7 protein-coding genes are annotated in these 8,109 nt (G+C 51.2%); 4 read left to right on the top strand and 3 right to left on the bottom strand.

The window, feature by feature from the left end; genetic code table 11:
- Window positions 1-63 precede the first annotated feature (63 nt).
- Both Q0683_RS05430 and Q0683_RS05435 read right to left on the bottom strand, forming a co-directional pair.
- Window positions 64-858, bottom strand: a complete 795-nt coding sequence (locus tag Q0683_RS05430; RefSeq protein ID WP_298976672.1) for a site-specific DNA-methyltransferase — start codon at window positions 856-858, stop codon at window positions 64-66.
- Window positions 849-1,523: a BsaWI family type II restriction enzyme gene (locus tag Q0683_RS05435; RefSeq protein ID WP_298617703.1), complete on the bottom strand. Its 675-nt coding sequence runs from the start codon at window positions 1,521-1,523 to the stop codon at window positions 849-851. Before Q0683_RS05435 ends, Q0683_RS05430 begins: the two co-directional genes overlap by 10 nt.
- A 475-nt stretch (window positions 1,524-1,998) precedes the next feature.
- On the opposite strand from Q0683_RS05435, the gene cofH reads away from it, so the two are divergent.
- From cofH to leuB, 4 genes are all read left to right on the top strand, one after another.
- The gene (gene cofH, locus Q0683_RS05440) at window positions 1,999-3,204 is read left to right on the top strand and encodes a 7,8-didemethyl-8-hydroxy-5-deazariboflavin synthase subunit CofH (RefSeq protein ID WP_298976674.1); all 1,206 of its coding nucleotides are present in this window, start codon (window positions 1,999-2,001) and stop codon (window positions 3,202-3,204) included.
- Window positions 3,201-4,802, top strand: a complete 1,602-nt coding sequence (locus Q0683_RS05445; protein ID WP_298615973.1) for a DUF3352 domain-containing protein — start codon at window positions 3,201-3,203, stop codon at window positions 4,800-4,802. The genes cofH and Q0683_RS05445 overlap by 4 nt, the downstream gene beginning before the upstream one ends.
- Before the next feature lie 86 nt (window positions 4,803-4,888).
- Window positions 4,889-5,803 (top strand): pentapeptide repeat-containing protein, encoded by a 915-nt coding sequence (locus Q0683_RS05450; protein ID WP_298976676.1) that lies wholly within the window; start codon window positions 4,889-4,891, stop codon window positions 5,801-5,803.
- Between the two features lie 57 nt (window positions 5,804-5,860).
- Window positions 5,861-6,946 carry a 3-isopropylmalate dehydrogenase gene (gene leuB, locus Q0683_RS05455; RefSeq protein WP_298976678.1) on the top strand — a complete coding sequence of 362 codons (1,086 nt, stop codon included), beginning with the start codon at window positions 5,861-5,863 and terminating at the stop codon, window positions 6,944-6,946.
- Between the two features lie 26 nt (window positions 6,947-6,972).
- On the opposite strand, the gene Q0683_RS05460 is transcribed toward leuB, so the two are convergent.
- The coding region (locus Q0683_RS05460; protein WP_298976680.1) for a Piwi domain-containing protein at window positions 6,973-8,109 on the bottom strand (1,137 nt) is incomplete at its 5' end.

Genomic DNA, 8,109 nt, shown 5'->3' on the forward strand with positions numbered 1-8,109 from the left:
ACTTTAGCTTGCTACAAGCAGAACTAACAGAATTATCTAGCAAAAACTGTCAATTAGAGAAATTTACAAATTTACTACATCGAAAAGTGTAATCTCATTCAGGAGTCTCTGCTTTGCCAGTTCTGCATATCGAGGATCTATTTCAACACCGACGCCTTTTCGTTTATTAGCAAAGGCTTCTACCAGTGTTGTACCACTGCCACAAAAGGGATCGAAGACAGTATCCCTCGGAAAACTGAAGAGTTTGATACATCTTCTCGGTAGCTCTCTTGGAAAGGGGGCAGGATGACCAATCTTTTTTTTACTCTCACCACTAAATGTCCATAGGCCATTTGTCCATTCCATGAACTCTTCTCGCGTGATGTCAGGGTTTTGATTGGATTTGCGCCGCCATTCCTCCTTATACAGCACGACAATTAACTCTACTGGAGCAATCACATAGGGCGCTGAAGGCGACATCCAAGACCCCCAAGCGGTGCGGCGTGAAATATTCCCTTCATTCCAGACAATGGTGGATTGATATTTCCAACCAACCTCTTGGGCTAAAACGGTCAAATCGGCGCCTACACTGCGCTGCCCCCCTTTGTTCTTATCCAGTGGAATATTGAGACACAATCGCCCGCCTATTTTTGTCCAATTCAAACAGTTTGACATCCAAACTCTACTAAACTCTAGATAATCACTGTAGGGGACATCATCTTTCACCGAGTGATATTCAAGACCGACATTATAGGGCGGAGAAGTCACAATTAAGTCAATAAAAGGCTCAGTAAATAAGTCCGAATTAAGGCTATTGTCAAGGAATAGCCATATATCTTTCATTTGGAAAAATGCTTGTTTTTTAGAGATTATTTCCATTGATCTTCTCGTACTAGTTTTTTAAGATCTGGTATTAAGTCTTTCATGGATTTTACTTTGTCAGCTCTATCAAAGTCCTGTTTTGCGATATAAACACCGTCGAGATCATATTCTAGTACAATGCGTGCCTTTCTGGGATTGGCTTTTGAAGATAGCTCATTGTCTTTATCAGGTGTGACCATTAGCACTTTTATGTGCTTAGTGGTATTAAAACTAGCTAGCTTCAGTTTCCAGTAAGGAGTTTCAGTGTATCTCTCACGAAAAGAATTTTTAACAGAAATAATCACTATTACTTGGTAGTTATTTTTGGAATAGATAACAATATCACTATCTGGTAGTACTGAGTATTCACCAAAGAAAACTTCTATATTCCTTCTGACTGTTTCTAATTCGGGAGTTTTGGGATTGATTAACTCGCGATCAGAGGTTATTCCTAATCCATGGTTATAACAAAAATCTTGCAAAAGTCTTTTGGTAATGTCTTCTAATACCCGACCAATAGTTGAAACCCATGCTTGCCTTGCCATTTTATCATTTTCATAGGAGTGATTTGAATAAAATTGACTTTGCTGTTGATCTAGAAACTCATTTAATTTTTCAAGTGCTGCATCCCCGTGCTCTTTCAGAAAGGCTTCAAAGCTCTTAAGAATTTCTTCCTTATCCATTTACTCTACTCCAACTCTACTTCAGAAGTGTTGATCGTCAGTTTGAAAAGCGAGAAAGTAAGGAAAGAGGTATCGCATCCTTGCCTCAAAAGATCAAAACATTGTTCGACTTATTATTTCATCTTTTGTAGTTATTGTCAAGTCTGTTCTGAAGTGCCTCGGTTCTTGTGGCTATCCAGTTCTAAATTCGCAACCGGTCTTGAAGATCTAGCTAACATCTGTTTTCACAATATGGGAGACTTGTTTTATTAGCTTAATTAGCTTAACTATTCAGAATTTGGTTGGTAGAAAAATAAAACAATACACAGAAAATTTTCAAGCCAAGAGTTTCTAGATGATTTATGTGAAGTGAACAGAAGGTGGTTGTGTGCGTTAAAAATGCTATGTCAGAAGAGGGTGAAGGGGATCGTGAACTAGAGATACGATATAGGCTAGAGAAAAAATGCCCTAATTTCCTTGAGGAGGAGTGAATTCCATGCAGACTACCGGGGCGATCGCGCGGCATGAGGCTCAGGCATTCGCGGAGCTAGAGGAGGTTCTGGCTAACAACGGCATTTCTGCTCCACAGGCTTTGCATCTTTTGACAACCGCCCTTCCTGTGGCCGCCGTCAGTGACCCTCAAGACCCCTTGCCCCCCCTCCTCAGGGCGCTGCAAACCGCCAGCGATCGCCTGCGCCAACAACAGGTGGGAGATACCGTCACCTATGTGGTTAACCGCAACATCAACTTCACGAATATCTGCGAACAACACTGCGGCTTCTGTGCCTTTCGCCGCGATGCCACCGCTGCCGATGCCTACTGGCTCGATATTGACAGGATTCTTGGCAAAGTGGCTGATGCAGTTGCCCAAGGCGCAACGGAAATCTGTATGCAGGGGGGACTCAATCCAGCCGCCAAGGAAGGCAGCTCTACGTTGCGCTATTACCAATCCCTCGTGCGGGAAATTAAAACCGCCTTTCCTGGCGTCCATCTCCACGCCTTTTCGCCCCAAGAGATTCAATTTATTGCCCGTGAAGATGGCCTTTCCTATGCCCAAGTGATTGACGTTCTGCATCAGAGTGGGGTGGACTCCATGCCCGGTACGGCTGCGGAGGTGCTCGTGGATCGCGTGCGCTCAAGAATTTGTCCTGAGAAAATTAACACCGCCACTTGGCTGGAGATTGTGGAAACAGCCCATCGCTTGGGGGTATGGACAACCAGTACAATGCTCTGCGGCCACATTGAAACCCCCGCGGATCAAGTGGCTCACCTACAACACCTACAGCGACTTCAGCAAAAAGCCCTGGAGCGCGACTATCCCGCCCGCATTACGGAGTTTATCCTGCTGCCTTACGTCGGGGAACTTGCGCCCAAGGCAATGCGACAATGGGTAGGACACCTCCAGCCACAGCTATTACCGACATTGGTACTGACGGCGGTGGCGCGGTTATTTTTGGGACAGTGGATTGTCAACCACCAGCCCAGTTGGGTCAAACTCGGCCTAGGGGGGGCAACCATGGCACTGGATTGGGGCTGTAATGATTTGGGGGGAACGCTGATGGAAGAACATATCACTTCAGCGGCCGGAGCACAGGGAGGAACAGGAGTTAGCCCAGCCAATCTCGTGGCAGCAATTCGCTCCTTGGGGCGAACCCCGCGTCAGCGCACCACACTGTACGCACTTGTTGGAGAGCCTCGATGACCCTTAAATCTCAGCCCTCAGTTCAGTCTGCCCGTCGGTTCCAGCCCTGGTTTGTGGGTGGTGCAGCAGTTGTCATTGTCGGCGCAGCCGCTGCAGCCGGGGTCTTTCTATGGCAACGCTTCAGTCAACGTCCGATCGCCCCAGGGATGGCGATCGCTCCCCCAACGGCCTTGCTGACCCTCACCCTGCCCACCGATCCCCAGCCTTGGGAAGCCCTTGCCAAAAGTGGCTTATTGCAAACACAACCCTGGTTAAATCCCACCTATGCGCCTTTGTCGCCGGCGGGAGTCAATCTTGAGCAGCTAGATTACCTCAAGGATGTGCGTCCTTTCATCGGTGACCAGGCCACCCTAGTACTCTTGCCCATGACGCCGGAATCGCTTAGGGAATCGCCACTGCCCCCCTATGCTTGGATTGTGCCGACGCTAAATCTCCCCATGGGAGAGCAACTCCTGCAAAGTGTTATCGGCGAACCCATCACAGAAATCAATGGCGTCAAAATCTTCAAGGCCAAGGGAATTCTCCCCGACCCCGATGGTGGCGCGATCGCCCTCCTCAAGCACGCAGACAAAGCCTACCTTGTCTGGAGTCAGCACCAGAGCGCTTTGCAACAGGTCATTGCCACCGCCCAAGCCAACAACGGCATTGCCCGCCAGCCCAACTATCAACAGGCAGTCAAGGGGTTATCGGATCATCGCCCTTTGGCGGAACTCTATTTGAACTTGCCTGCCTTTTTAGCCAGTCAGATGGCTGCCCCTGAGGGACGTCTGCCTGAACCCCCTCGCGAGCTACAGGGGATGGTGCTCACCGCCGACCTGACCCCTGAGCAGATTGAGCTAGAGGCCGTGACGTGGCGTTCCGAACAGAATCAAGCCTTGGTCAGTGAAGGCCAAAGCCGTGAACTCAGTCGTCTCGTGCCTGAAACAACTCTGGCGTTTTACAGTACAGGCTCCTTTAGGAGTTCATGGCAGAATGCACCTGCCTCCATTAAAGAGACAATCGCCAACACCGTTAAAGATCTCACTGGCCTCGATTGGCAGCAGGCTTTTGTGCCTTGGATGGATGGTGAGTTTGCCGCTGCTTTTGTGCCCATTGCTTCGCTGGGGAATGCTCCTAGCTTGCTCTTTTTAACGCAGACCAGCAGTCGCCCCCAAGCTAGCCAAGCCCTCAGTCAACTGGATAGCCAAATTCGCGATCGCCTGCGCTGGCAAGTGCAGCAAACGGCAACAGAACCCCAACCCATCACCACCTGGCGCATTCCCCCCGGCCTGCCGGTGGGACAGCATGGCTGGCTCAATGACAATACCTTTTTTTTGACGTTGGGGCCTCTGACGGATGTGAGTCGCCGTCCTGAGCGCTCCCTAGCGGACTCTCCCCTCTACCGGGCTGTGCTTCCCAATCCGAAAGGCACACAGTTCTACCTGAATTTGAGTGATCTAGGGCCATTGCAAAACAACTTGCTCGTGCCACAACTGGCTCCCGAAGTGGCGCGATCGCTCCAGCCCTTTGCTGCTCTAGGCATCACTAGTGATGTGCGGGATAATCAGTTTACCCACTACATTGCCCGAATTCGCCTAAAACCAATCTCATCACGGTAGATTCGGTCAAGGTCGAGGGCACTCTCAAATATAGACTCGGATTTGCGATCTAAGGAAGTGACTCAATTACTGTGGAACCGGATGTTTTGCTGAAACGATATAACCTTGGCGATCGCAATTTCGCAGGGATACATTTGCGCCATGCTAACCTGAGTCGGTATGTTTTGGCGGGCATTGACCTTTCCCGTGCCGACCTCACGGATGCTGCTTTACAAAGTACTAACCTGCAAGGGGCTGATTTGCGGGGAGCAATCCTAACTGCCGTCAATCTCAGTCAAGCAGATCTGCGGGGGGCCGATCTGCGGGGGGTGATTTTAATCAGTGCCGATCTGCGCTGGGCGTCTCTGCGCAAGGCTAACTTAACGGGAGCAGATTTGACCCGTGCCAACCTTGCCAATGCCGATCTTAGTGAGGCCAACCTCACCGGTGCCCAACTTAGTGAAGCAATTTTACGGGATGCCAATCTCACGCTCACGGATCTCACCCTTGCCGAGCTAGAGCGGGCCAACCTGAGCCGTGCCAACTTAACTGAAGCGTACCTGCGGGGTGCCGATCTCGCGGATGCGGTTTTGCGGGAAAGTCAACTTGTACAGGCCAATTTACGCGGTGCCAATCTCAGCGCCACGAATTTGCAACAGGCCAACCTAGAGCGGGCGATTCTCATCGGGGCGAATCTGCGCCGTGCCCGCCTTGAAGAAGCCAATCTGCGGGAGGTGGCTTTCAAGGAAGCCAATTTACGCCATGCCTGTTTGGACAAAGCCAACCTTGTGGGTGCCGATTTACGGGGGGTGAGCCTTGCTCAAGCCCTATTGCGGGGAGCAGATCTGAGTTCAGCGATTCTCATTGGTGCCAATTTAATGGGGGCAAATCTCAGTGGTGCCGACTTGCGGGGAGCCAATCTCATTGAAGCAATTCTCACAGGCGCCAGTCTCAATGGCGTGGATCTCAGTGCCGTGGAGATGAGTGAGGCGATACTGCCGGATGGCTATCTCTCGGAATAGTCTCAGGGAGAGACCGCTGCTGGTGTAGAGTAAAAGATCAGTGATTTTGAGAGAGGCATGGCAACCCCATATCGGATTGCGGTTTTGGCCGGGGATGGCATTGGTCCAGAAATTACCGCTGTAGCGCTGGAGGTGTTGCGGGCGATCGCCCCTCGCTTTAACCTCGAATTTGAGTTTGTGCCTGCGTTAGTGGGGGGAGCGGCCATTGACGCGGTGGGAGAACCCCTGCCAGCCGCAACCCTCAAAACCTGTCGCCAGAGTGATGCCGTCCTTCTAGCTGCCATTGGCGGCACGCAGTGGGACAATTTGCCCCGCCATCTGCGCCCGGAAACCGGCCTCCTTGCCCTCCGCGCCGGTCTGGGGTTATTTGCCAACTTACGCCCCGCCAAAATCTTTCCCCAACTGATCCATGCCTCTTCCTTGAAGCCAGAGGTGATTGCGGGTGTGGATCTGATGGTGGTGCGCGAACTCACGGGTGGCATTTACTTTGGTCAACCGCGGGGAATCTTCACCACTGAAACGGGGGAGCAGCGGGGGGTTAATACCATGGCCTACACTGCAGGCGAGATTGATCGCATTGGGCGAGTGGCCTTTGAGATCGCCCGCAAACGGCAGGGCAAGCTCTGCTCGGTAGATAAGGCCAATGTTCTCGAGGTCTCTCAACTGTGGCGCGATCGCCTGAGTGCCCTGAGTATAGAGTATCCCGATGTGGCGCTAACCCATCTTTACGTGGACAATGCCGCCATGCAGCTAGTGCGCGCCCCAAAACAATTTGACACAATTGTTACCGCTAACCTATTTGGGGATATTCTCTCTGACATTGCGGCAATGCTCACGGGGAGTATTGGAATGCTGCCCTCGGCAAGTCTGGGGGAATCTGGTCCCGGTCTGTTTGAACCGGTGCACGGCTCTGCCCCAGATATTGCCGGTCAAGATAAGGCCAATCCTTTGGCAATGGTGCTGAGTGCAGCAATGATGCTGCGTTACGGTCTGAACCAGCCAGCGGCAGCGCAAGCAATTGAGGAGGCAATTACTGCCGTTTTAGATCGCGGGTATCGCACCGCCGATCTCATGGCGGAGGGCTGTACCCTTGTGGGCTGTCGGGAGATGGGTGACCTGTTGATTAAGGAATTGTCCCCCTAGACCCCCAGCCACCGCTCCTCCTGCCTTTAGACACCGATTAACTTGTCGCGGTCTAGGGTTGCAACGAGGTCAAGAGACGGAAGGCGGGAAAACTCTTGACTCAGGCGATGGGCTAAGTGCAGTACCCAGGGCAGGCGAGCATGGCTGAAAGCACTCCCCGGATGTAACTGGGTCAAGTGGTAGGTTTGGATGGCCAGTTGCTCTAGGGAAGTTTTCCCATACTCGTGAACCACCCGCAGAGGTCGAGCACTGCCGAGTTCCTTGCCCCTACTTTTGATGGGTTGGCTGCTAATGAGAATAAATGAGCGCTCTTGTTCCTCAAAAACCACGGTTCCCTTCGGGGCAGCGGCATATTGATCATTTTCTATTTTTTGAGGATCATTTTCTATTTTTTGAGGATCATTTTCTATTTTTTGAGCGAGCCGCCCTGCACCCGTTTTACGCACACTCAGAAGATCTACCGCAATGTTCATTTTTCCGAGTTCATCAATTGTGCGTTGGAACTCGTCTTGCCGCGCTAAGCCATCCCGCAGCAGAAGAACCTTCTTAGGATAGCGCTTTTCGGAGTGGTACTGCTTAAACTTACCCACGAGCTTGCAGACGGTCTGCCAGAGTGCCTCGCCACTGATTTTCTCCCCCCGTTGTACTGACGGCAGTTCCCACCCCAAGGATTGACCATTGGCAAGGATGGCAAAGGCAGGAGTGCCAAAGTATAGAGAACGATTGGTACCTGCATCGAAACCAATGATCAGTTCCGCCCACTCAGAATGTGGCTGTAGATGGATGGGCTGCCACTTGGCTTTGCAAAGCAGACCCAAGACAATGTTGAAGGCTTTGTATTGATTGAGATCTTTTGGTGTAAAAAACTGGGTGGCAATGCCTGCCCTCAGTGCCCCACTACGAACGCGCTGCTTTTCTGGAGAGTAAGGCATCATCACAAGGATTGTTCTAACTCCTTCCCTAGCCCACTGCTGCCAAAATTCCTGCTGTTGGAGATCGCCTTCGCCCATATCAGATCGCGTGCGAAATGACTGAATTTCCAAGGATTTGCCGTGGATGCGCCCCAACTCCTTCAGGCACTTAGTAATTTCCTTGGGACAGATGTGCTCGTCTGTGCACAAGTTCAGCAGGCCGAATTTCTCTTCGCCGACGCGAGCACAGCC

It is taken from the genome of uncultured Thermosynechococcus sp., from assembly GCF_938074695.1.
GTDB lineage: Bacteria > Cyanobacteriota > Cyanobacteriia > Thermosynechococcales > Thermosynechococcaceae > Thermosynechococcus.

Coding starts and splice junctions, on each gene's coding strand:
- leuB (WP_298976678.1), top strand. CDS start 5,861: ATGGCAACCCCATATCGGATTGCGGTTTTGGCCGGGGATGGCATTGGT.
- cofH (WP_298976674.1), top strand. CDS start 1,999: ATGCAGACTACCGGGGCGATCGCGCGGCATGAGGCTCAGGCATTCGCG.
- Q0683_RS05445 (WP_298615973.1), top strand. CDS start 3,201: ATGACCCTTAAATCTCAGCCCTCAGTTCAGTCTGCCCGTCGGTTCCAG.
- Q0683_RS05435 (WP_298617703.1), bottom strand. CDS start 1,523: ATGGATAAGGAAGAAATTCTTAAGAGCTTTGAAGCCTTTCTGAAAGAG.
- Q0683_RS05430 (WP_298976672.1), bottom strand. CDS start 858: ATGGAAATAATCTCTAAAAAACAAGCATTTTTCCAAATGAAAGATATA.